Origin of the sequence: Sphingobium cupriresistens LL01 (genome assembly GCF_001046645.1) — a bacterium.
GTDB classification, from domain to species: domain Bacteria; phylum Pseudomonadota; class Alphaproteobacteria; order Sphingomonadales; family Sphingomonadaceae; genus Sphingobium; species Sphingobium cupriresistens.
In genome coordinates this window covers 135,899-157,719 of record NZ_KQ130438.1, presented here as the reverse complement: position 1 = coordinate 157,719, position 21,821 = coordinate 135,899, and the positions used below count along the sequence as shown (strand labels likewise).

General features: G+C 65.3%; 24 protein-coding genes. 5 read left to right on the top strand and 19 right to left on the bottom strand.

The features are described 5' to 3' along the window. Window positions 1-7 precede the first annotated feature (7 nt). From V473_RS20675 to V473_RS20665, 3 genes are read right to left on the bottom strand one after another with little or no spacing between them, the layout of a single operon-like run. Window positions 8-901 carry an SDR family oxidoreductase gene (locus V473_RS20675; protein ID WP_066609190.1) on the bottom strand — a complete coding sequence of 298 codons (894 nt, stop codon included), beginning with the start codon at window positions 899-901 and terminating at the stop codon, window positions 8-10. Then, window positions 898-1,833, bottom strand: a complete 936-nt coding sequence (locus V473_RS20670) for an SDR family NAD(P)-dependent oxidoreductase (RefSeq protein WP_066609189.1) — start codon at window positions 1,831-1,833, stop codon at window positions 898-900. Before V473_RS20670 ends, V473_RS20675 begins: the two co-directional genes overlap by 4 nt. Window positions 1,834-1,847: 14 nt before the next feature. Further along, window positions 1,848-2,705, bottom strand: coding sequence for a beta-keto acid cleavage family enzyme (locus tag V473_RS20665; RefSeq protein ID WP_269076455.1), 858 nt, complete (start codon window positions 2,703-2,705; stop codon window positions 1,848-1,850). Window positions 2,706-2,842: 137 nt separating this feature from the next. On the opposite strand from V473_RS20665, the gene V473_RS20660 reads away from it, so the two are divergent. Continuing rightward, the gene (locus V473_RS20660) at window positions 2,843-3,676 is read left to right on the top strand and encodes a helix-turn-helix transcriptional regulator (RefSeq protein ID WP_066609187.1); all 834 of its coding nucleotides are present in this window, start codon (window positions 2,843-2,845) and stop codon (window positions 3,674-3,676) included. A 10-nt stretch (window positions 3,677-3,686) separates the two neighbouring features. On the opposite strand, the gene V473_RS20655 is transcribed toward V473_RS20660, so the two are convergent. The 4 genes from V473_RS20655 to V473_RS20640 form a co-directional block, all read right to left on the bottom strand. Next, complete coding sequence (locus V473_RS20655) at window positions 3,687-3,950, bottom strand: sulfatase-modifying factor protein (protein WP_066609186.1); 264 nt, start codon at window positions 3,948-3,950, stop codon at window positions 3,687-3,689. Window positions 3,951-4,022: 72 nt separating this feature from the next. Then, a complete protein-coding gene (locus tag V473_RS20650; RefSeq protein ID WP_066609185.1) occupies window positions 4,023-4,694 on the bottom strand; it encodes a DUF4197 domain-containing protein in 672 nt (223 codons plus the stop codon). A gap of 148 nt (window positions 4,695-4,842) precedes the next feature. Further along, window positions 4,843-5,262 (bottom strand): acyl-CoA thioesterase, encoded by a 420-nt coding sequence (locus V473_RS20645; protein WP_066609184.1) that lies wholly within the window; start codon window positions 5,260-5,262, stop codon window positions 4,843-4,845. After that, window positions 5,259-5,930, bottom strand: a complete 672-nt coding sequence (locus V473_RS20640; RefSeq protein WP_244884573.1) for a glutathione S-transferase family protein — start codon at window positions 5,928-5,930, stop codon at window positions 5,259-5,261. The genes V473_RS20645 and V473_RS20640 overlap by 4 nt, the downstream gene beginning before the upstream one ends. Before the next feature lie 220 nt (window positions 5,931-6,150). On the opposite strand from V473_RS20640, the gene V473_RS20635 reads away from it, so the two are divergent. From V473_RS20635 to V473_RS20620, 4 genes are read left to right on the top strand one after another with little or no spacing between them, the layout of a single operon-like run. Further along, window positions 6,151-6,903, top strand: a complete 753-nt coding sequence (locus V473_RS20635) for a glutathione S-transferase family protein (protein ID WP_066609183.1) — start codon at window positions 6,151-6,153, stop codon at window positions 6,901-6,903. 3 nt (window positions 6,904-6,906) lie between these two features. Beyond that, a complete protein-coding gene (locus V473_RS20630) occupies window positions 6,907-7,728 on the top strand; it encodes a glutathione S-transferase family protein (protein ID WP_244884571.1) in 822 nt (273 codons plus the stop codon). A gap of 10 nt (window positions 7,729-7,738) precedes the next feature. Then, the gene (locus V473_RS20625) at window positions 7,739-9,175 is read left to right on the top strand and encodes an aldehyde dehydrogenase family protein (protein ID WP_066609182.1); all 1,437 of its coding nucleotides are present in this window, start codon (window positions 7,739-7,741) and stop codon (window positions 9,173-9,175) included. Further along, the gene (locus V473_RS20620) at window positions 9,175-10,086 is read left to right on the top strand and encodes a CmcJ/NvfI family oxidoreductase (protein WP_066609181.1); all 912 of its coding nucleotides are present in this window, start codon (window positions 9,175-9,177) and stop codon (window positions 10,084-10,086) included. The genes V473_RS20625 and V473_RS20620 overlap by 1 nt, the downstream gene beginning before the upstream one ends. Before the next feature lie 9 nt (window positions 10,087-10,095). On the opposite strand, the gene V473_RS20615 is transcribed toward V473_RS20620, so the two are convergent. The 12 genes from V473_RS20615 to V473_RS20560 form a co-directional block, all read right to left on the bottom strand. Further along, window positions 10,096-10,506: a hypothetical protein gene (locus V473_RS20615; RefSeq protein ID WP_066609180.1), complete on the bottom strand. Its 411-nt coding sequence runs from the start codon at window positions 10,504-10,506 to the stop codon at window positions 10,096-10,098. A gap of 2 nt (window positions 10,507-10,508) precedes the next feature. Beyond that, the gene (locus V473_RS20610) at window positions 10,509-11,978 is read right to left on the bottom strand and encodes an aldehyde dehydrogenase (RefSeq protein WP_066609228.1); all 1,470 of its coding nucleotides are present in this window, start codon (window positions 11,976-11,978) and stop codon (window positions 10,509-10,511) included. Window positions 11,979-11,993: 15 nt separating this feature from the next. Further along, a complete protein-coding gene (locus V473_RS20605) occupies window positions 11,994-14,381 on the bottom strand; it encodes a TonB-dependent receptor (protein ID WP_066609179.1) in 2,388 nt (795 codons plus the stop codon). Between the two features lie 201 nt (window positions 14,382-14,582). Continuing rightward, window positions 14,583-16,058, bottom strand: a complete 1,476-nt coding sequence (locus tag V473_RS20600) for a lignostilbene-alpha,beta-dioxygenase NOV2 (RefSeq protein WP_066609178.1) — start codon at window positions 16,056-16,058, stop codon at window positions 14,583-14,585. Window positions 16,059-16,137: 79 nt separating this feature from the next. Beyond that, complete coding sequence (gene cobU, locus V473_RS20595; RefSeq protein WP_066609177.1) at window positions 16,138-16,644, bottom strand: bifunctional adenosylcobinamide kinase/adenosylcobinamide-phosphate guanylyltransferase; 507 nt, start codon at window positions 16,642-16,644, stop codon at window positions 16,138-16,140. Continuing rightward, window positions 16,641-17,582, bottom strand: coding sequence for an adenosylcobinamide-phosphate synthase CbiB (gene cbiB / locus V473_RS20590; protein ID WP_066609176.1), 942 nt, complete (start codon window positions 17,580-17,582; stop codon window positions 16,641-16,643). The genes cobU and cbiB overlap by 4 nt, the downstream gene beginning before the upstream one ends. Then, complete coding sequence (locus tag V473_RS20585) at window positions 17,575-18,564, bottom strand: threonine-phosphate decarboxylase (RefSeq protein WP_066609227.1); 990 nt, start codon at window positions 18,562-18,564, stop codon at window positions 17,575-17,577. Before V473_RS20585 ends, cbiB begins: the two co-directional genes overlap by 8 nt. Then, complete coding sequence (gene cobS, locus V473_RS20580; RefSeq protein WP_066609175.1) at window positions 18,561-19,280, bottom strand: adenosylcobinamide-GDP ribazoletransferase; 720 nt, start codon at window positions 19,278-19,280, stop codon at window positions 18,561-18,563. Before cobS ends, V473_RS20585 begins: the two co-directional genes overlap by 4 nt. Continuing rightward, on the bottom strand, window positions 19,277-19,846 hold the full coding sequence (locus V473_RS20575) for a histidine phosphatase family protein (RefSeq protein ID WP_066609174.1): 570 nt from the start codon (window positions 19,844-19,846) through the stop codon (window positions 19,277-19,279). The genes cobS and V473_RS20575 overlap by 4 nt, the downstream gene beginning before the upstream one ends. Next, entirely contained in the window at window positions 19,843-20,859 is a 1,017-nt protein-coding gene (gene cobT / locus V473_RS20570; RefSeq protein ID WP_066609173.1) for a nicotinate-nucleotide--dimethylbenzimidazole phosphoribosyltransferase, read from the bottom strand. The genes V473_RS20575 and cobT overlap by 4 nt, the downstream gene beginning before the upstream one ends. Further along, window positions 20,856-21,263, bottom strand: coding sequence for a DUF1636 domain-containing protein (locus tag V473_RS20565; protein ID WP_066609172.1), 408 nt, complete (start codon window positions 21,261-21,263; stop codon window positions 20,856-20,858). The genes cobT and V473_RS20565 overlap by 4 nt, the downstream gene beginning before the upstream one ends. Beyond that, entirely contained in the window at window positions 21,263-21,799 is a 537-nt protein-coding gene (locus V473_RS20560) for a hypothetical protein (protein ID WP_129926858.1), read from the bottom strand. Before V473_RS20560 ends, V473_RS20565 begins: the two co-directional genes overlap by 1 nt. Between the last annotated feature and the right edge of the window lie 22 nt (window positions 21,800-21,821).

Genomic DNA, 21,821 nt, shown 5'->3' with positions numbered 1-21,821 from the left:
GTCATTTCTAACTCTCGACCTTTTCCCGCTTCTCGCCGCCCGGCACGCCATGGGCGACGCGCTTGGCATAATCGGGATCGTCCTGCGGCCGGGCGACCGCCGCCATCACCCGCTCATGGATATCCTCCAGCGTGCCGCGAAATTCAGGATAGGGCAGGATATAGAGCTGGTCCGCCTCCACGCCCTTGAGCACATAGCGCGCCAGCACTTCCGGCTCCATGCCGACCGCTATCACCTGCTTCAGATGCGCCATGACATCGGGGTCCGCGCCATAATATCCGCTATTCCGCTGATGCACCGGCCGGGTCAGCACCGCTTCATGGATATTGCTGTTGACCGCACCGGGACACAACATCGATACGCCGATGCCATGATCGGCCAGATCCAGCGCCAGACATTCGCTGAGGCCCCGGATCGCCATTTTCGACGTGCAGTAAATGCCCGTCCCCTTGAGCGCGACGAAGGCGGACATCGACGCGGTGTTGACGATATGCCCGCCCTTGCCCCGTTCGATCATGCGCGGCACGAAGGTCTGGATGCCGTTGATGACCCCCTTCAAATTGACGTCCAACTGCCAGTCCCAGTCATCATAGGTGGCGTTCTGGAGCGGGCCGAAGATCGACACGCCCGCCGTGTTGAAGAGCAGTTCCACCGGCCCCAGCTTCGCCTCGACGTCGTCCGCGGCGCGGGCATAGGCGGCGCGGTCGGTGATATCCAGCTTTACCGCCATCACATCATGGCCGCGCCCGTCGAACCAGGCCATCGCCTCGTCCAGATGGTCCTGCCTTATGTCGGCGATCGCGACCTTGCACCCGGCCTGCGCGAAGACCTTCGCCTGCCCCAGCCCCACGCCCGATCCGCCCCCGGTGATGAAGGCGGTGCGGCCGGCAACCTGCGTCATGCCGCCAATTCCTTCGCCTTGCGCCGCGCCAGTTGGTCGTCGAACACCGGATTGCCGAGCAGGAAGCCGATTTCCTTCGCCCGATCCTGATTGATCGTCTCATCGGGGAAGGAGGCCAGGATCGCGTCGAAGCGCGTCCGCATCCCGCCGGCGAATTCGGGGTGGGTCAGGATGTAGAGGTCGTTGGCGCGGATGCCGGCCAGCACCCGTTCGCCAACCTCGTCCGCGCTCATCCAAAGCGGCGACACAGGCCGCTTTTCCAGTTCCTCCTCGCGCTGGCGATAGCCGCTATCCTCGCGATATTCGGCGGGACGCAGTTCGCCGCTATGCGCGATATTGCTCTGCACCGGGCCGGGCATGAAGGCGGAGACGCCGATATTCTCCGCCGCCAGTTCGCCGCGAATGGCCTCGGAAATGCCCAGCACGGCCGCCTTGGCCGCGGTGTAGATGGCCGAATAGCCGATCGGGATCAGCGCCGATTGGGACGATGTGGTGACGATCTGCCCGCCCTCCCCATGCGCCTTGATGCGCGGCAGGATCGTGACCAGACCATTGATGACCCCGCCCAGATTGACGCCCATGCCCCAGTCCCAATCATCGAAACGCGCATCCAGCACCGGTCCCATCACGCCCACCCCGGCATTGCCGACCAGAATATGAATCTTGCCGAAGCGCGCCTCCGCCGCGTCGGCGGCGCGGGCGAAGCCGGCACGGTCGGTGACGTCCAATTGCACCGTTTCCACCTGTCCATCGGCGGCCAGATCGGCCTTCGCCTGCGCCAGGGCGTCCTCGCGAATATCGGCGATCACCACATTGGCGCCCGCCCGCACCAGCGCGCGGGCGATGCCAAGGCCAATGCCGTTCGCGCCGCCGGTGATGAAGGCCGTGCGGCCGCTGACGTCGCCCATGGGCGTTGCTGCTGTCTGTGTCATATCGATCCTCTCTCTTATTGTTTCAGGCCCAGCATCGCTCGCGCTTCGCCGGCACTGGCGACATCCGCGCCGATGCGTTCGATGATTTCGACGCCCCAACGCACCAGGTCGGCATTGTCCTGCGCCATCCTGCCCTTGCGCAAGTAGATCGTATCCTCGAACCCGACCCGCACATTGCCGCCCAGCAGCGCGGACTGCGCCGCCATGGGGAAGCTGTGGCGGCTGACGCCAAAGCCGGTGAACTGCGCCCCGCGCGGAATCTGGTTCCTGGAATAGAGCATCGCCTCGGTCGTCGCGGGCAGGCCATATTTGGTGCCCAGAACGAAGGTGAAGGGCGCATTTTTCGGAATCGCGCCCTTGGCCATCAGATCGTCGGCGAACACGAAATCGCCCGCTTCGAAACATTCGATTTCCGGCAGCACGCCTGCGTCCTGAATCATATGACCCATCTTGGTGATCATGGGATCAAGGTTGATCGCCACCCCGCCCCATAGCTGCATCGTGCAGATGTCGAGTGTGCACATGTCGGGCTTGAGATCGAGAATATGCTCCAGCCGCCGTTCGGCGGTGAACATCAAGGTGCCGGGGCCGCAGACGGCCGGATCTTCATCCCCCTGCATCCAGGTGCAGCCCGGCCCGGTGGTGACGTTCAGGATCACGTCGTTGTTCCTAGCGCGGATCAGGCCGACGACCTCGCGATAATCGTCCAGCGCCTGCGAGGGATCGCCGGTTTCGCGGTCGCGCACATGCAGATGGATGATCGCCGCGCCCGCCGCCGCCGCCGCCAGCGCTTCGGCCGCGACATGATCGGGGCGAAAGGGGAAATTGGGATGTGCCGGCATCGGTGAACTTCCGGTCACCGCGCAGGTCACAAATAGCTTGCCAGCCAATCTTACTCTCCTGTCCAGTCTCGGCTATGCTGCCGATCGCAGACCACAGGGTCTTGCAGAGGAGACGGCCCGCAAGAAGGCCGGTGGATGTCCCATTATTGCGAGTAACTGGATAAGGCATGGCACAGAGGGAAGAATTGTCGCGGTTCCTGAAAGCTGCGCGGGCGAAGCTGGCCCCGTCGGACGTCGGCCTGCCGCCGGGCGAACGCCGCCGCACGCGCGGGCTTCGGCGCGAAGAGGTGGCGACGCTCGCGGGGATGAGCGTCACCTGGTACACCTGGTTCGAGCAGGGGCGGGAGGTCCAGCTATCCGCGCCGATGCTGGAGCGATTGAGCCGGACGCTGCGCCTCAGCCCCAATGAGCGGGAATTTCTCTTCGCCCTGGCCCAGCATCGGCCGCCGCCGCTGGCGGGTCGCCCCGATGAAACGATTCATGTCGGCACCCAGCATCTGATGGATGCGCTGTCGATTCCCGCGCTGGTGATCGTGGAGGACTGGACCGTGATCGGCTGGAACCGGCTGGTCGGCCGGGCCTTTCGCGATTACAGCCCATTGCCGCGGGAGCAACGCAACCTCTTCCGCATCCTGATGCTGAACCCACGCTACCGCGCCGATCCAGACAAGTTCCAGGACATGTGCCGCCGCCTGATCGCGCGCTTCAAATGGGACTATAGCCGCACCGCCCAGCCGGAGGTGTTCGAAGGGATCATCGCCGACATGATGGAGCAGTCCGACTTCTTCCAGCGCTATTGGCAGGAATCGGAGATCATGGCCCATTTCGAGGACACGAACATCGCCGACATGCCCGGCGTGGGCGAAATCATGTTCCGCCACACCAGCTATGCGATCGAGGAAGCGCCGGGCCAGCGCCTGCTGCTGTTCGCCCCGCTGGACGATGTCAGCGCCGCGCGGCTGGCCAAGCTGGTGGCGGAGACGGAGAGCGTCGCCGCCTGACCGGCGACGCTTAGTTCGTCTCGCGCTTCAGCCGCTCGGCCAGCGCCGCGATCTCGTCCGGCTCCAGCAGCCAGGTACGTGTCTTGCGCCCTTCGCGATGCACGGGCTGGGTCAGCAGCACGCGCGCCTGCGCCTTGGCTTCGGGCTTATAGAGTCCATAATGGACGGCGCAGTCGCGTATCGTGCCGATCAGCGGCGGTTTGCCGTCCAGGTCGATCATGGTCGCGGGCTGATCCCAGGGGATGGCGGCGACGCCGGGATATTTCTGTTCCATGGCGCCGGGACACCACGCCCCGGCACCGAAATCAAGACATAAGCGATAGACCTGGGCATCGTACGGCCAAAATCAGTGCAGCAGCGTCATCAGAATCGGGTCGCGCGTCGCGCCCGGATCGCGGCGAATTTCCGCCTCCTCCCGCCCGATCGCGCGAAAGATCGCATCGCCGATCTGGCCGGACACATTGTCGGCCAGCGCCGCATAATCCCTCCCCCCGCTGGCGGAGAGCGCGGCGGACAGCATTTCGAACATGTCGGACCGCAGCGCGCGCGACGCACCGGGCAGCACCGCCTCTACCACCGATCCGCGCGCTTCGCGCGCCAGCAGGTCGGTCGCCGCCGTCGGGTCGCCACGCAGCACCGACACGGCATCGGCCAACGTCATGCGCTGCACCGCTTCCATCACGATCGGCGTGGCATTGTCGGCCAGATCGACCGCGACATCGTTGAGCGACCGGGCCACCTGATTGCGCACAGCGTTCGTGCGCAGCAAGGCGGACAGCACCGCGCCGCCCTTCCCGCCGCTCAGGTCCGGCGGCACGATCCGGGTCAACTGGTCGTCATAAAAGCCACCCGGTTCGGTCAGCCGGGCAAAGGCGCGCTCGCTCGACAGTTGAAGCAGCCGCCGCACCGCATCCTCGACGGTGTAGCGCCCCATCGGCGTGGCGCAGGCCGCCAGTGGCAGCAGCGCCAAGGCCGCGATCAGGCTGCGCCTGTCGGAAAGTCCGAATATTTGCTCCATGCCGCATCTCCCTTTTCGTGGCGGACGCTATGGCCCGGTCAGGCTTGCGGGGCGCTGAACGTGGATAAAGAACGCCATGCTCCCGCGAAGGCGGGAGTCCAGTTCAGGCGGCAGGACTGGGTTCCCGCCTGCGCGGGAACAGGCAACACTATGTAAAGAGCGCCCGCACAGAATCCGGCACCCGTTCCGCCCGCAATCCGCCCGGTCGGCTGGCGTCGGGCGCAGTCCATACCCGCTTTTCGACACAGTCCACGCACAGCCGCCCGTTTAGCGACAATCGATGCGTCACAGTGAAGCTGCTGTTGCCGAAGACCGGCGAGTCCGCCTCCACCAGCACATCGTCGCCATAGGCGGTGGGCACGAAGAAACGCGCCGACACATCGACCATCGGAAAGCCGGCAAAGGCCATGGTCGCCAGCATGTCCCGCTTCTTGGGCAGGCCAGCCTGTTCGAACAACAGCATCGTGCTTTCGCCGAAAATGTCGAAATAACGCGGCGCATGGACGATACCGGCGGGGTCGCAATGGCCCCATTCGATGCGGACGATCCGCTGGAAGAAAGCGTTCACGCGAGAATGGTCTTTCCCTGCCTGGTCGTTTTTTCCGCCATTTCCGCGTCAGTCGGCGGCGTGGGAATGAGCAGTCCGCGCTGCACCGCGGGCCGCGCTGAAATCCTGTCGAACCAGCGCTCAAGGTGGGGGAAGCCGCCCATGTCGACGCAGGCCCACTCATGGCCGCGGACCCAGGGGAAGCAGGCGATATCGGCGATTGAATAATCGCCCACCAGATAATCGCGGGTCGCGAGGTGCGTGTCCATCACGCCGAACAGGCGTTGGCTTTCACGCACATAACGATCGATCACCGATGGCAGTTTCTCGTCGAAATAACGGTTGAAGACGGTCGCCTGTCCCATCATCGGGCCGAGGCCGGACATCTGCCACATCACCCACTGGATGACGCGGCTGCGGTCCCGCGCGTCGGTGGGGAGGAAGCGGCCGTATTTCTCCGCAAGATACAGCAGAATCGCACCGGATTCGAAGATGGCGAAATCCCCCGCGTCATGATCGACCAGCGTCGGGATGCGGCCATTGGGGTTGAGCGCGACATACCAGTCCTGTTTCTGGACGCGATCGGTCAGCGCAATCGGCGTGACCTTATAGGGCTCGCCCAGTTCCTCCAGCAGGATCGAGACTTTCCACCCGTTGGGCGTCTCCGACGTCAGCAGTTCCAGCATCATTCTCTCCGGCTTTTCTTGTCACCATCCAAAGCAAAGCCCTGGCCCCGCCGCAAGACGAGTGGCGGCGCTATCATTGCCACTGACAGGTTGGACGGCCCGGATTACCGGGTAGTCGCGCTGATAGTATCGACAGACGACTTGCGGCCTGCCCGATCGACGGCCAGTTTCATGCCTGAAGGCGCACCAGACGCCATAACCATAAGGTGAGGATGAACAGCGCATGTTGACGCTCTACAGCTTCGGTCCGGCTGCCAACAGCCTGAAGCCCCTGCTGGCCCTGTATGAAAAGGGGCTGGATTTCACGCCCCGCTTCGTCGACCCGACCCGGTTCGAACATCATGAGGATTGGTTCAAGGCGATCAATCCGCGCGGTCAGGTGCCGGCGCTGGACCATGACGGCCATATCATCACCGAATCGACCGTGATCTGCGAATATCTGGAGGATGCCTTTCCGAATGCTACGCGCTTGCGCCCGACCGATCCGGTGCAGATCGCGGAGATGCGCGTATGGACCAAATGGGTGGATGAATATTTCTGCTGGTGCGTGTCCACCATCGGCTGGGAACGGATGATCGGCCCGATGGCGCGCAAGCTGTCCGACGCCGAGTTCGAGGAGAAGTTGAAACACATCCCCATCCCCGAACAGCGAGCCAAGTGGCGCAGCGCCCGCGCCGGCTTCCCCCAGGCGGTGCTGGACGAGGAAATGCGCAAGATCCGCGTGTCGATCGACCGACTGGAACAGCGGCTGGCGCAGAGCCCCTGGCTGGCGGGCGACGACTATACGCTGGCCGATGTCTGCAACTTCGCGATCGCGAACGGGATGCAGTTTGGCTATGCCGACATCGTCAACAGGGAGGCGACGCCGCATCTGGTCGCCTGGATCGAGCGCATCAATGCCCGTCCCGCCGCGCAGGCCATGTTCGCCAAATCCAAGAGCGAAATGCCGCCCCGTCCCACCGCGACGGCGGCCTGATCCATGGGCTGGCAGGATGAACCGGCCGCGGGACGACTGCGCATGTACCATATTCCCGGCTGCCCCTTTTCCGAACGGATCGAGCTGCTGCTCGATCTGAAGGGATTGCAGGGCATCATGGCCGATCATCAGATCGACATAGCGCAGCCCCGCCCCGACTGGCTGCTCGCCAAGACGCGCGGGACTACGGCGCTGCCCGCGCTGGAGCTGGAAAATGGCGCGACCCTGAAGGAGAGCATGGTCATCATGCGCTATGTCGAGGATCGCTATCCCGATCCGCCGGTGGCGCGGCAAGACCCCTACGAACATGCGGTCGAAGCGATGCTATGTGCGACCGACGGCCAGTTCACCGGCGCGGGATATCGCATGATCCTCAATCGCGACCCGGCGAAGCGGGACGAGCATAAGGCGGAGGTGGACGCGCAATATGCGCGGCTGGACGACTATCTGCGCCATTACGCGCCGGATGGCGATTTCCTGTTCGACCGGTTCGGCTGGGCGGAGGTCGCCTTCACCCCGATGTTCAAGCGGCTCTGGTTCCTCGACTATTATGAAGCCTATCAAATCCCGCAGCACCTGACCCGGCTGCTGCGCTGGCGCGAGGCGTGCCTGTCGCATCCGGTAGCGCAGCGCCATCATGGCCATCGCGAACTGATGACGCTCTATTATGACTACAGTCAGGGTGGCGGCAATGGTCGCTTGCCCGAAGGCCGCACCGTCTCCAGCTTCGCGCTCGAACCGCCCTGGAACAACCGCCCGCTGCCGCCGCGCGACAAATGGGGGGCGCGCGCCACCGACGCCGATCTCGGCCTTCTTCCCGCATAAGGATTTTCCCATGCCCAATACGCTGCAACATTATATCGATGGCCTATGGGTCGACAGTCAGGGCGGCCGCACCGTCGCTGTCATCAACCCCGCCACCGACCAGAACGCCGCCGACCTGATCCTCGGCACCGCCGCCGATGTCGACGCGGCCGTGGTCGCGGCTCGCCGGGCGTTCGAGACATATTCCCAGACCAGCCGCGAGGAGCGCGTCGCGCTGCTCGAACGGATCGTCGGCGAATATCAAAAGCGTGTCCCCGACATCGCCCGCGCCATCGCCACGGAAATGGGCTGCCCTATCTCCATGGCGCAAACAGCGCAGGCGGGATCGGGCCTGGGCCATCTGGGGCAGGCGCTCAACGCGCTCAAAAATTACGAATTTTCCGAGAAGATCGGCGACAATCGGGTCGTGCGCGAACCGATCGGCGTGGTTGCGCTCATCACGCCCTGGAACTGGCCGATGAACCAGATCCTCGCCAAGGTCGGCCCGGCGTTGGCGGCTGGCTGCACGATGATCCTGAAACCGTCGGAAGAAGCCCCTAGCTGCGCCGCCATCTTCGCGGAAATTCTGGATGCCGCGGGCGTGCCGCCGGGCGTCTTCAACCTGGTGCAGGGCGATGGCGAGGGCGTGGGCACCGCGCTCGCCCAACATCCCGACATCGACATGGTGAGCTTCACTGGTTCCACCCGCGCAGGGATCATGGTGGCCAAGAATGCCGCCGATACGGTCAAGCGCGTCGCACAGGAACTGGGCGGCAAGTCGCCCAACATCATTCTGCGAGGCACGCCGCTCGACAAGGCGCTGCCCGGCGGCGTGGGCGGCGTGCTGCTCAACAGCGGCCAGAGCTGCGTCGCGCCCACCCGGATGCTGGTCCACAAGTCCCAGCATGACGAAGCGGCGGAAAAGGTCGGCGCGCTGTTCGCCGCCAAGAAGGTCGGCGATCCACAGGTCGAGGGCGATCATATCGGCCCGGTCGTCAGCCAGCGCCAGTGGGACCGCATCCAGGGCCTGATCCAGACCGGCATCGACGAAGGCGCGACCCTCGTCACCGGCGGCACCGGTCGGCCCGAAGGGTTGAGCCAGGGCAGCTATGTTCGTCCCACCGTCTTCGCCAACGTCACGCCGGACATGACGATCGCCAAGGAGGAGATTTTCGGCCCCGTCCTGGTCCTCATGCCCTATGAAGATGATGAGGACGCGATCCGCATCGCCAACGACACGCCCTATGGGCTGGGCGCCTATGTCGCGGGCGATCCCGCCCATGCGCGCAAGTTCGTCAGCCGCATCCGGGCGGGGGCCGTGTTCGTCAATGCCGGTGGCCTGGCCTTCGACATGCCGTTCGGCGGCTACAAGCAATCGGGCAATGGCCGCGAATTCGGCAAGTTCGGGCTGGAGGAATTTCTAGAGGTGAAATCGGTGATCGGCGCGCTGCCAGAGGACGTCGACTGATGGCCAGCCTGCCGATCGCCGCCGATGTCGAGGATAGCGCGCGGCAGGCGCCCGCGCTGATCCGCTATCTCGATGAAGGCGATTTCGTCACGCGGCGCTATGTGTCGCGTGGCGTGGAGATCAACACCGGCACCTATGGCGATCATCGCATGATGGTGCGCGACGGGATGCCGATCCGCGACCATTTCCGGTTCGACACCCATGGCTTCATGCTGGGCAAACATCATAGCGGCATCGCCGATTTCTTCGACAAGAAGGAGGTCGATCGCCTCTATCTGCGCGAATGTGAAGAGGCGATCCGCGCGCTGACCGGCGCAACCTGCGTGTCAGCGGGCGGCTGGATGATCCGCACCTCCGCCGATCTCACCGCCCGCGCCCAGGAAAAGGTCGAGCATTACCGCCATGAAGGCGGCATCCAGCCGCCCGCGGGCGAGGCGCATGTCGATTATAACGAAATCAGCGGTCGCCGGGCGGCAGAACGCGCCTATGCCGCCGCCTTCCCCGATGGTCCGGGTTATAAACGCTATGTCTGCGTCAGTTTCTGGCGCACCTTCACGCCCGGCCCGCAGGACTGGCCGCTGGCGGTGTGCGACGGCCGCACCGTGTCGGACGAGGAGGCGACGTCCAACACCCTGTTCGTGGTCGATGCATTTCCCGGCGGCGACGCGCTGACCGCCCCGGTCGCGGGTGAGGAGCAGATGATCGCCGCCTCTATCTTTCGCCACCGCGACCGGCATCGCTGGTGGTATTTTTCGAACATGATGGCGGACGATGTGTTGCTGTTCAAATTTCAGGACAGCGACCATGATGTGACTTGGCGCTGCCCCCACACCGCGTTCCACGACAGCAGCCTGCCGGACACGAAAACGCGCTCCAGTATAGAAGTCCGGGCGGTGGCGTTCTTCGAATAGGTTAGCGTGCTACCAGCGCAGCAACCCGATCAGTTCCTGCCGCCAGGGCCATAGCAGGATCGCGTTCAACACCAGCGTCACGATCCCGAACGCATATTCGACCACGCCCGGATCGAGCACGAAATTCCAATAGCCGATCACGATGTTGAGCGGCACGCAGGCGAGCGCGGCGGGCAGCACCGCCCGGTTCGCCAGGATCAGCAGCGCGGCGACCACCTCCATCACCTTGATCCAGGCGAACAGGCCGCTATGGATCAGCGCCAGCGTGAATTCCTGCGCCAACGGCGTATTGCCCAGCGGCTGGAGGTCGAAGGGGGTGAAATATTCCACCCCCGAAAACAGGAACCAGCCGCCAAAGATGATCCGGGCGGCGGTGAAGGCACCGCCGGTGCCGCGCCCCTGCGCATTAAGGGCGATCATCGTCAGAAGCCCGCGGGCGCGCCGTCGAGCAGGATCGTCTTGCTTTCCAGATAGGGGTGTAGCCCTTCCACCCCGCCTTCGCGGCCGATGCCGGACTGTTTGAACCCGCCGAAGGGCAGGCCGAATTCCAGCTTCATGCCATTCTGCCCGAAGCCGCCCGCACGGATGCGCCGGCCGATGCGATAGGCCGCGTCGGCATCATTAGTCAGCACCGATCCGTTCAACCCGAAGCTGCTGTCATTGGCGATGCGGATCGCATCCTCCTCATCCTCGGCAGGGATCAGGCAGAGGACCGGGCCGAAAATCTCCTCCTGCGCGATGCGGCTGGCGTTATCGACATTGGCGAACAGGGTCGGTTCGATGAAATAGCCTTTGTTCAGATGCGCCGGACGGTTGCCGCCGGTCACCAGATCGGCGCTTGTCCGACCCAAGGCGATATAGTCCTCCACCCGATCAAGCTGGCGCTTCATCGCCACCGGGCCAAGCTGGGTGTCGGGCGCGTCGCTATGGCCGATGCGGACGCCCTGCATCACCTTGGCGATGGCGGCGGCCAGTTCGTCATGGCGATGTTTGGGCACGATCGCGCGGCTCAGCATGGCGCACACCTGGCCGCTCATGATGGTGATGGTGTTGCCCAGGATCGCGGCGGCGGCCTCGATCGGGAAGTCGTCGCGCACGATCGCCGCCGACTTGCCGCCCAGTTCCAATGTGCAGCGCGCCACGCGCCCGGCGCATACTTCGCCGATCCGCTTGCCCGCCAGCGTCGATCCGGTGAAGGTTACCTTGTCGATGCCGGGGTTGCGCACCAGATGGTCGGATGCATCGCGCCCGGCCGCAACCAGATTGACGACGCCCGCCGGCACGCCCGCCGCCGCCGCCGCTTCAGCCATGATATAGGCCTCCAGCGGGGTTTCGGGCGAGGGTTTCATGATGACGGTGCAGCCCGCGACCAGCGCATAGGCGACCTTCGCGGACATGATGCCATAGGGCGCGTTCCACGGCGCGATCGCCGCGACCACGCCTGCGGGTTCCTGCACCACGATGGCGGTGTTGACCATCTGCGAGGGTCGCCGCTCCACGAAGGGATAGCTATCGGCATAGCCGGCGATCGCCATCAGTGTCGCGGTCGCGCCGCCGGTCATGACCGGCGCGAAACTGGCGAGGCCGCCGACCTGCGCGGTCCAGGCGGCCGCCAGTTCGGGCGCGCGCTTTTCCAGTTCGACGCCCATCCGCCGCAGACAAGCCCCACGCTCGGCCGGGTCCATGGTCGGCCACGGCCCTTCATCGAACGCCTTGCGCGCGGCGGCGACGGCGCGGTCCATGTCCGCTTCCGTGCCGTCGGCGACGCGGGCGACCACTTCCTCGCTATTGGGCGACACGATCTCGATCACGCCGTCGCCGGTGGAATCGATCCAGTCGCCGCCGATGAATAATTTATCGGGATGGGCGATGCGGATGGCGTCGGGGGTCATGCTGTCCATTTCCTCTCAAAAGCTCTTCTTGACCGTCGCGGTCCATTCGCGCGGACGGCCCACGGTGCCGGTGACGACGCCGAAGGTGCCGACATTCTCCGCCACGCCATTATAGTAGAATGTGTCGAAGACATTGGTGACGCCCACGCTGAGCGACCAGTCCTTGTCCGCCGCCTGATAGGTCAGCCGCGCATTGACCAGGCTGGGCGCGTCGATCAGATTATAGGGGTTGTTGACCGAATTATAATAGAAATCGGAGCGCCAGGACCAGTCGATCCGCGGCGTCAGCGTGCCGTTGCCGCCCAGGTCCGCTTCATATTGCACGCCCGCCGACAGCTGCCATTTGCTGATGAACGGCGCGATCATGTCCTTCGTCACCAGCGTCGCCGGGTTGGTGATCGTCTTATAGTCGAAATCCAGATAGCCGACCGACGCATCGAAAGACAGACCGTCCGCCGGGCGCAGTTGCGCTTCCAGCTCCCATCCGAACACTTCGGCGTCGCCCGCATTGGACGGCACCGAACAGGACAGGACGATGCTTTCCGGGCACTGGTAGCGGACGAGCTGCATGTCGTTATATTTGTTGAGGAACACCGCGCCGTTCAGGCGCAGCATGCGGCCAAGCAGATCGGCCTTGAACCCGGCTTCATAGGTGGTCAGCTTTTCCGGGCCGAATGTCTGGACCTGGTCGGGCGCGGACGGACGCGGATTGATGCCGCCCCCCTTGAAGCCGGTCGATAGCTGGGCGTAGGTCATGAGTTCGTCCGACCAGCGATAATTGACGCCGATACGGTAATCGACCCGGTTGCCCTTGAACGTGCCGGTCAGCCCATCCAGCCCGACGAGCAGGAAATTGGGCGTGAAGAAGGCGCCGCTCGGCAAGCTGCCGTCCACATTGCGGCGCGAATAGCGATAGGTCTTCTTGTCGTCGGTATAACGCAGACCGCCGATGATATTGAAAGCGTCGGTCACATGAAACTCGCCATGGGCGAAGGCCGATATGCTGCGATTCTTGATCACGTCGTCCGACAGGAAATCGAACAACAAGGTCGGGATCTGGCTGCGGCCCTGAATCGTGTCGGTGGCGTTATAATAGAAGCCGCCGACGGTCAGGTCGACCAGATCGTTGAAATTGGCGCTCAGGCGCAGTTCCTGCGTGAACTGCTCATGACCGTAGGTGAATTGCTGCAACAGGATCGCGAGCGGCGATCCATCGACGTCGATCGCGCTGGTGCCGTCGGCGCTGCGATAGCCAGTGATCGATTTCATCTTCAGACTGTCCGACAGGTCATAGTCGATCGTGCCCGACAGGCCCCATGCCTTGACCGTGCTGGTCGGGCTGGCGGTGAAGCCGCCCGGCGCGATCTGGGTCGGGATGCCGAACACGGTCGTATAATTGCCGCCGGTCGCATAGGTCGCGTAGGAACTATAGCTCTTCGCCCCGGTCATGAAACGGCTGTCGAACGGGATGCCTGCGGTCGGATCACCCGCGACATAGCTGCGCACCGACGGATTGTCAGCGTAGAGCAATTTGGTCGCCACCGTCTCGCTCTTGTCCTTTGACACATCGGCGACGATGTTGATTTCCAGCGGCGATCCGGCCGGCGCGTAGCGCAGCGCGGCACGCAAGGCCATCACGTCGATCCCGCCTTCGGTGCCGATCTGGCAGTTCTTGTTGCCGCTGGTGGCCGGGATGCCCGACGTCGGGTTGACGCAGCCATAGTCGAGCAGCTTCATATAGCCATCGACATTTTTCGACACGCCCGACACGCGCAGGAACAGGTCGTCGGTCAGCGGAATATTCGCGCTGCCGCGCAGTTCCAGCCGGTCGAACCGGCCATAGGTCGCCTCGCCAAAACCGCCCGCCGTGGAATCCGGCTTCTTGCTGAACAGCTTCACCGCGCCGCCGACGCTGTTCTTGCCGGCCAGCGTGCCCTGCGGCCCGCGCAGCACCTCGACCCGCTCCAGGTCGGTCAGGTCCATGACCGCGCCGAAGGTCGTGCCATAATAGATATCGTCGATATAGATGCCGACGCCCGGCTCCAGCGCGAAACTGGCGTCAAGCTGCCCCACGCCGCGGATAAAGGCGGCCACGGCATTGCCCTGGATGCTGGTCGCGGGGGCCAGCGCCACGTTGGGCGCGAATTGACCCAGGTCCGTCACGCTGGTCTGGCTGCGCGCCGCCAGCGTATCGGCCGACACCGCGGTGATCGCGATCGGCGTATCCTGCAAATTCTGCGCGCGGAACTGGGCGGTGACGATGATGTCGGCTGCGCCGGCCTGATCGGCGGGCTGGTCGGGCGTCGCCGCCTCCTGCGCCAGTGCGGGCGCGGCGATCATCGCCGCCGCCAACGCCAAACCCGCTACACGCCCGTGAAACCGGCTCTTCCAGATTGTCGCCATTATCTTTTCCTCCCTCATATGATGGCCGCCAGGCGCAGGGGAGGAAGCGCCGGACCAGCCATTACCGGTTCCGGTGGGGGCGGCGCTGTGCGCCTGCCTGCCTTGCCATCCTCTTTGCCCGGCCAGGGCCTTGCGTCTGTTCCGTTCAGGACGGAGAGGTCTTTGCCTCGCCGTTGTTAAGTAACGATCGTTAGTATGTTGTCAAGCGGCTTGGTGCGCCTTCGCGCTCGCCAATTGCGCCGCCGACACCCAGGCGCCATGGACCTGCGCGCGCATCGGCAGGGGCATCGGCACGCGCGCGACCGGCCCGGCGGCGATGGCGTTTGCGTCCACCACCCAGAGTTCGGACTTAAAATCCGCCTCCCCCGCCTGGCGATCGACCACCATCAGCAGCCAGCCGTCATGCCCCGCCTGTGCCGATGGAACATGGACCGGCTCACTGATCGCCATGCCGAATTCCAGCCCCATCATGTCGATGCGGCCATTGCCCGGTTCGATCTGCAACAGCGCGTTGAAGGCGAAACCGACCGGGCCGCCCGGCAGCGGCGGACCGCCCTGCGGGTTCATCGACAGATACCAGGCCGATCGATAGGGCCGCCCCTGGTCCGCATCGCGCAGCCGCGGCATGTCGCCCGGCGGGCCGATCAGCCGCTCCTCGAACCCGTCTCCCGCCTTCGACAGATCAAAGGTCCAGCGGGTCAGGCCGCCGCTTATCTCGCGCTGGTCGCGCTGGATGCCGCCCGCTTCGCGCATGAAACCGAACGCATTGGTGTCCGACAGGCAGAGGTCGAGATGAACGAGATCGCCATCGTCAAAGGCGTTGACAATGTGAAAGGCAGACACGCCCGGCCGCCCGCGGAACCAGCGCATCTCCGCCACCTTGCCGTCGCGTGGCATGATGCCGACCCAACTGTCCAGATCTTGCTGATGCGCCCAATGCGCGCCGCCCGACTTCAACCGGTCGAGATCGGCCGTGGTCGGAAAAATCGGGAAGATGGCATATTGCTGCGTGATTGCGAAATCATGGATGGTCGAGCAATAGGGCTGATCAAACCAGTGTTCCGACACCAGATTGCCGTCCCGGTCGGCCACACCATAGGCCACCTTGGTCGAACACAGCCCGTCCGCTTCATAGCCGAAGAAGAACATCTCCCCGGTGTGCGGGTCGACGCGCGGATGCGCGGTGAAGGTCTGCGACGTGAAGGCGCCATGATAATTCCACCGGCCGATCGTCTCCAGCGTGTCGGGATCGACCTCATAGCCAAGGCCATCCTCCTTGGTCATCAACAGTCGCCCGCCATGCCAGACCGGCGTGGTGTTCGCGACGGTGCGGTCGCGGCCGGCCACGGCGGGATCGTCGGTGAAGGGGTTGCGATAGCGACCGAACAGAGCGCGCCGGGCGTCCTTTTCCAGCGCGTGGCGCTCGGTTTCGACATAGCGGATGGCATAATCCACCTTGCCCCCCTGGATGGTGAATTTCGCGACCATGCCGTCGCCCGACAGCACTATATCGTCATCGAACATCGGGGCATGGGCGGGGTCCGGGACAGCGCGGAAAAAGGCGCCGTCTATCTCTGCGGGGATTGCGCCGATGACGTCCAGATTGCGGGCGGCCCATTCGATGCCGACGGGTGTGTTCAATCCGACAAAATGAATGGTCTGGGGATAGGCTGGCATGGCCTCGATGTTCCTCTCTTATCTCGACTCATAGTAACAATCGTTACTGTTGTTGCCAAGCGTAGAGTATAAGACGCCGTCAGCGCAGCCGCATCGGCAAGCCGGCGGCCAGGAACATCGCTTCGTCGGAACAGGCCGCCACCGCCTGGTTGATGGTGCCCGCGACATCCCGGAACCGTCGCGCGAGCACATTGTCCGGGACTATACCCAACCCCACCTCGTTCGCGACCAGGATCACCTGCCCCCGCGCCTGTCGAAGCGCCGCAACGAAAGCAGCCACCGCTTCATCGATGTCCCGCTCCGCCATCATCAGGTTGGATGCCCAAAGGGTGAGACAGTCGATCAGCAATATGCGCTCCGGGCGTGATTCCCTCTGCACGATCGCCGCAAGCGCGATCGGTTCCTCGATCGTGCGCCAGCGGTCGCCGCGCTCCGCCCTGTGGCGCGTGATACGGCTGTCCATTTCGCTGTCCAGCGCCTGAGCGGTCGCGACGAACAGGCAATCGCCCGACATGGCTTCGGCGCGGGCGAGCGCATAGCGGCTTTTGCCTGATCGTGCGCCACCTAGCACCAACAAAATCGTCATAAGTCACACCATGCGAAGGGGGCGGCCGCCAGCCCAAGGAGCAGACAGGCGCGCAGATAGATGCGCAAGGCCGCATGGAGATCGGCGGCGGCGAGATGTAATCGGCCCGATCCGATCCACGGCTTGTCCTGCGACACGCCATCATAGGCTATCGGCCCCGCCAGCCGAACGTCAAGCGCACCCGCCATCGCCGCCTCCGGCCAACCCGCATTGGGGGATGCGTGGCGATGCGCGTCGCGCAACATGATGCGCAAGCCCCGTCCGGCACTCAGGCACAGCAACGAGCCGGACAGACGCGCGGGGATCAGATTGAGCAAATCGTCGAGCCGCGCCGCCGCCCAACCAAAGGCGCGCCACCGTTCCTCGCGATGGCCGATCAAGCTGTCGGCGGTATTGATCGCCTTATAGGCCCACAGGCCGGGCAAGCCACCCATGACCAGCCAGAAGAGCGGCGCCATCACGCCATCGCAAAAGCTTTCGGCCAGGCTCTCGATCGCGGCGCGCGCGATGCCCGCGCTATCGAGCCGATCGGTATCGCGGCCCACGATCATGGCGACGGCCATACGCGCCGCACCAAGATCGCCCGCCTGCAAGGGAGCCGCCACCGCGCGCACATGCCGGTAGAGACTGCCCGCCGCCATACCCGGCACGGCGCATAGCATGATGAAAATCCAGGCCCAGCGTCCCGCAATGCGATGCAGGCCCCATTGCAGCAAAAGCCCCGCCACGGTCGCGACGACAAGCAACAGAAGCACGCAGCCGATACCCGCCACATATCGCGTCCAATCGGCCAATTCCGGCCGGTTCCAGCGCCGATCGCACCAGACGATGATCGCCGCGAAAATGCCCACCGGATGGCCGATGCGCCGATTCAGCGCATCGGGCCAGCCGATCGCCCCCTCAATCGCCAACGCCAGCAAAGCCACAGGTTCAGCCATCGGTCAGCGCCCGATCCAGCCGCGCCAGCGCAGCGGCGTCGCGGGGCAGCCCGATCCTCAGCCAGCGCGGATTTTCGTCGAACGGCCGGGTCAGGATCGCGCACCGGGCCAAATGATCGAACAATGCCGCGGCATCCTCGGCAACGATCAGGCGAAACAGCGGACAAGCGCCTTGCGGACTCAGGCCGCGCGCGCGCAAGAGCTGGTCCAGCCCCTTCCCCTGTTCGATCAGCTGCGCCCGCGTGGTGGTGATCCAGTCGCGATCCGCATAGGCACTCGCGCCGATGACCAGCGCTGCGGTTGATAGGGGCCAACTGCCCAGCCGTTCGCGAAACCGTGCGATGATCGCGCGCGGCCCGATTACAAAGCCCAGTCGCACGCCCGCCAAGCCGAAAAATTTGCCGAAAGAACGAAAGATGATGAGCCGCCGGTCGTCCGCGACACGATCCGCCATGCTGATAGCCGGCAGGCTGTCGGCAAAGGCTTCGTCCAGCACCAGCCAGCCGTCACTTGCCCCCTGCCGCTCCAGCAGCCCGTCCAGCGCCGCCCTGTCCAGCAGGCGCCCGTCGGGATTGTTGGGATTGGCAAGCAGCAGTATCTTGCCGTCCGGCAAGGCGGAATCATCGACGCCGGGGGTGAAGGCGATACTGTCCGGATGGATGTCGCGATGGGTGCGGTAACAGGCTGCGCCGTGCACGATAGCGCCGGATATGATGCCGCTCAGTGAGCGCAAGCCCGCCTCGCTTCCCGGCAGCGCGCACAGATAAGCGGGATCGACGCCGAAATGCCGCGCCGCGTTCTGCTCCAGCGCGGCCAGTTGTGCGTCACCGGGCAAGGCGCGCCAGTTGATCGCGGGCGCCTGTTCGACCGGCCAGCCATTGGGATTGATCCCGGTCGACAGGTCGATCCAAGATGCCTGCCCCTCGCCGAACCACCGCCGCGCGTCGTCCAGCTTCCCGCCATGATGGGTCCAGCGCGTCATGACGCTCGCGCCCACACGATAACTGTGAGCAGAAGGCCGCTTTCCAGCAATTCGATACCCGCGCCATGGCTGTCGCCGGAAATGCCGCCGATGCGCGTGAGAATCCACCAGCCCCATAATCCGGCCAGCGGCGCCATAGCCAGCAGCGCCGGCATCCAGAAAGCGACGGCGAGGAGCATGACGCCCCACAGCGCCAGATCGGCGGGGCGGATGACCGCGCGGAATTGCGCGCCAAGGCCGTCATGCAGAGGCGGCAGCCAGCGGCTCCAGAGCAGCGGCCCAATCCGTGCGGCGAAGGGGATCAACAGCAGCGCAGCGAATGCCTTCGATTCCACAAGGCCATGGAGCAGCACCAGCTTGGCGATCAACTGCAACGCCACCGCGGTGGCGCCCATGGCGCCGACATGGGGATCGGCCAGCACCGCCAGCAACCGCTCGCGATTCTTGTGCGCCGCGCTCGTCGCATCGGCCAGATCGGCCAGTCCATCCAGATGCAGCGCGCCAGTTACGCAAACCCACGCCACCAGCGCCAGCAGCGCGCCGATCCACGCATCGATCCAGGCGCCGGCCCATGCCGCGCCGGCCACCAGCCCGCCGATCATCAGGCCCGCCGCCGGGAACCAGCGCATCGCGGCGGCGAACGCCGTCCCGTCCGCCTCCACCCTCGGCAGGGGCAATCGCGTCAGAAATTGCAGCGCAAGGATCAAGCCCTTCATGTCACCAACCCCACAAGCTGCGCCCAGGGCCGGTCGCCCGGCCAGAGGCGCAGCGTGAGGCAGGCGGCATAGGGCAGATCGACTGTCCAGATCTGACGCTGGTCGAAGCCGCACAATGCCGCCAGCGCCGCGCGCATCGCGCCGCCATGGGTCACGACCAGCGTCGGTCGGCGCGGAAGAGCGGCGATCGCCTCACCGACCCGCGCTACCAGCGCAGACCAGCGCTCGCCTCCGGGGGGCGGACAGGCGTCGGGGTCAGCGTGGAAACACGCAAGCGACGACTGATCCAGCGTCGCCGGATCGGCGCCGTCCCAGGCGCCGAAGTCCAGTTCCCGCCAGCGCGGGTCGGTCCGCGGCGCGATGCCGCGCTGCGCAGCGATGGCGGTCGCCGCCTGGCGCGCGCGCGTCAGATCGGACGATGATATGACTTCCACCTCCAGCGTATGGGCGCGCGCCACGCAGGCGGCGATGCCTGCATCGGTGGCGGGCCAGTCGGCATGTCCCAGCAATCGCCCGGTCAATTCGGGCGCCCCATGTCGCATCAGATGGAGCAGCGTGCCGCTCATCCGCCCGCCGACACGCCCGCATCGGCGAAGGTCGCCATCTGGTCATGCGCCGCCAGCGCGGTGCGGATCACCGCCACCGCCACTGCGCCGCCGCTACCCTCGCCCAACCGCATGTCGAGGTCGAGCAATGGCCTCAGCCCCAGCCGGTCGAGCAGCCGCCCGTGACCCGCCTCGGCGGATCGATGTCCGGCAATAATATGATCGGTGATCGTAGGCATGGCCACCGCCAGCGGCGCCAGCGCCGCCGCACAGATGAACCCGTCGAGCACCACCGGCACATGACGATGCCGCGCCGCCAACATGGCACCGGCAATGGCGACGATCTCCCGCCCGCCAACCCGGCGCAACGTCTCGAACGGCGTCATCGGGGCGTCTGCGTGATAGGCCATGGCGAGTTCGACCACCTGTCGCTTCATCGCCAGGCCATGCGCATCGACACCGGTCCCCGCGCCGACCCATTCCCTCGCGCTGCCGCCAAAGCTGCGCTGGCACAAAGCCGCAGCGGCGGTGCTGTTGCCGATGCCCATCTCGCCCAGCAGCAGCAGGTCCAGGCCCGGATCGACCATGTCCGCGCCGCAATTGAGCGCCGCCAGACAATCCGTCTGGCTCATCGCCGCAGCGACGGTGAAATCCTCGGTCGGGCGGTCGAGGTCGATCGGCACGACATGCAGATCCAGCCCGGCTGCGCCCGCCAGCGCGTTGATAGCGGCCCCCCCTGCGGCGAAATTCGCGACCATCTGCGCCGTCACTATGGGCGGAAAGGCGCTGACGCCATGCCGCGTCACGCCATGATTGCCCGCAAAGACCGCTGCCCGGCCGCGATCGATATGCGGGCGCGCGCGCCGTTGCCAGCCGGCCAGGAAGATGGCGATCTCCTCCAGCCGACCCAAAGACCCGGCCGGCTTTGTCAATTGCCCCTGACGCGCTGCGGCAGCGGCGCGGCAGGCCAGGTCGGCCCGCGGCAGGGACGCCAGCGCGGCGTCGAACGCCGCCTCGGTGGGAAACAGGCTCATGTGGCGACGAACCCGGCAGGCGGCAGACGCACGATGAAGTGGCCCTTCACCCCTTGCGGCCAGTCGGCATAAGGCACCTGGCCATGGGCGCTCGCGGCATGATGCGCCGCATAGTCGAGGATCGCGCGCGCGGCATCCTCGTCGGGCGTAAAGCGCCCCAGCACATAACCGATCTTCCCCGGCGCCCGCAGATGGACGGCGCAATGGTCGGAACAGGCGAAGAGGCAGGGCATGTCCTGCACCGCCACCCCGTCATAGCGGTCCGACCCGGCCTTCACCCGGCGCAGCGCCTCCGCCAGCCGCGCACCGCCGCGCACGCCATCGGCATCTTCCCGCTGCCCCGGCGAGTGGCGGCAACTGCTGCACACCACCACCGCCGGACCATCCTCGACCGCGCGCAACATCAGGCGGTCGCCGCACGGCGCAGCCGGCCGCTGCGGTCGGCCAGATGTTGCAAGGCCAGCAGGCCGGCCAGGATCATGGCGTAGCGCCCGAACTGCCGCGCCATTACATCCGGCGCGAAGGCCGCCCAGCCGGAATCGAGCGCCCACGCGCCCGCCAGGACGGCCATCTTGAACGTAGCGAACGCTGCCCCATAGGCCACGACCAGCCGCACCGCCGGATGCGCGTGCGGCAACAGGCGCGCCGCACCATCCGCGCCGAGCAGCGACGCGATCGCCGCCAGCGCCATGGTCCCGGCCCAGACGCCATTCTCCACAGTCGTTTCATAGCCCAGCAGGCAATAGCCCACCCCCTGCGACACCGCCCAGGCCGCGAGCATCAGGATGATGCCGTCCTGCCGGCGGACATGCAACGCGGCCAGGGCGGCCAGGGCGGGGAAAGGCGTGGCGCAGGCCAGCGCCAGAGTGGTTATGGTGCTGGCCAGCGTCATCAATCCGATCCAGAGATGGCGGGCGGCGGCAGGGGGCAGGCTGTCCATGGTCATACGCTCCTTGTCAGGG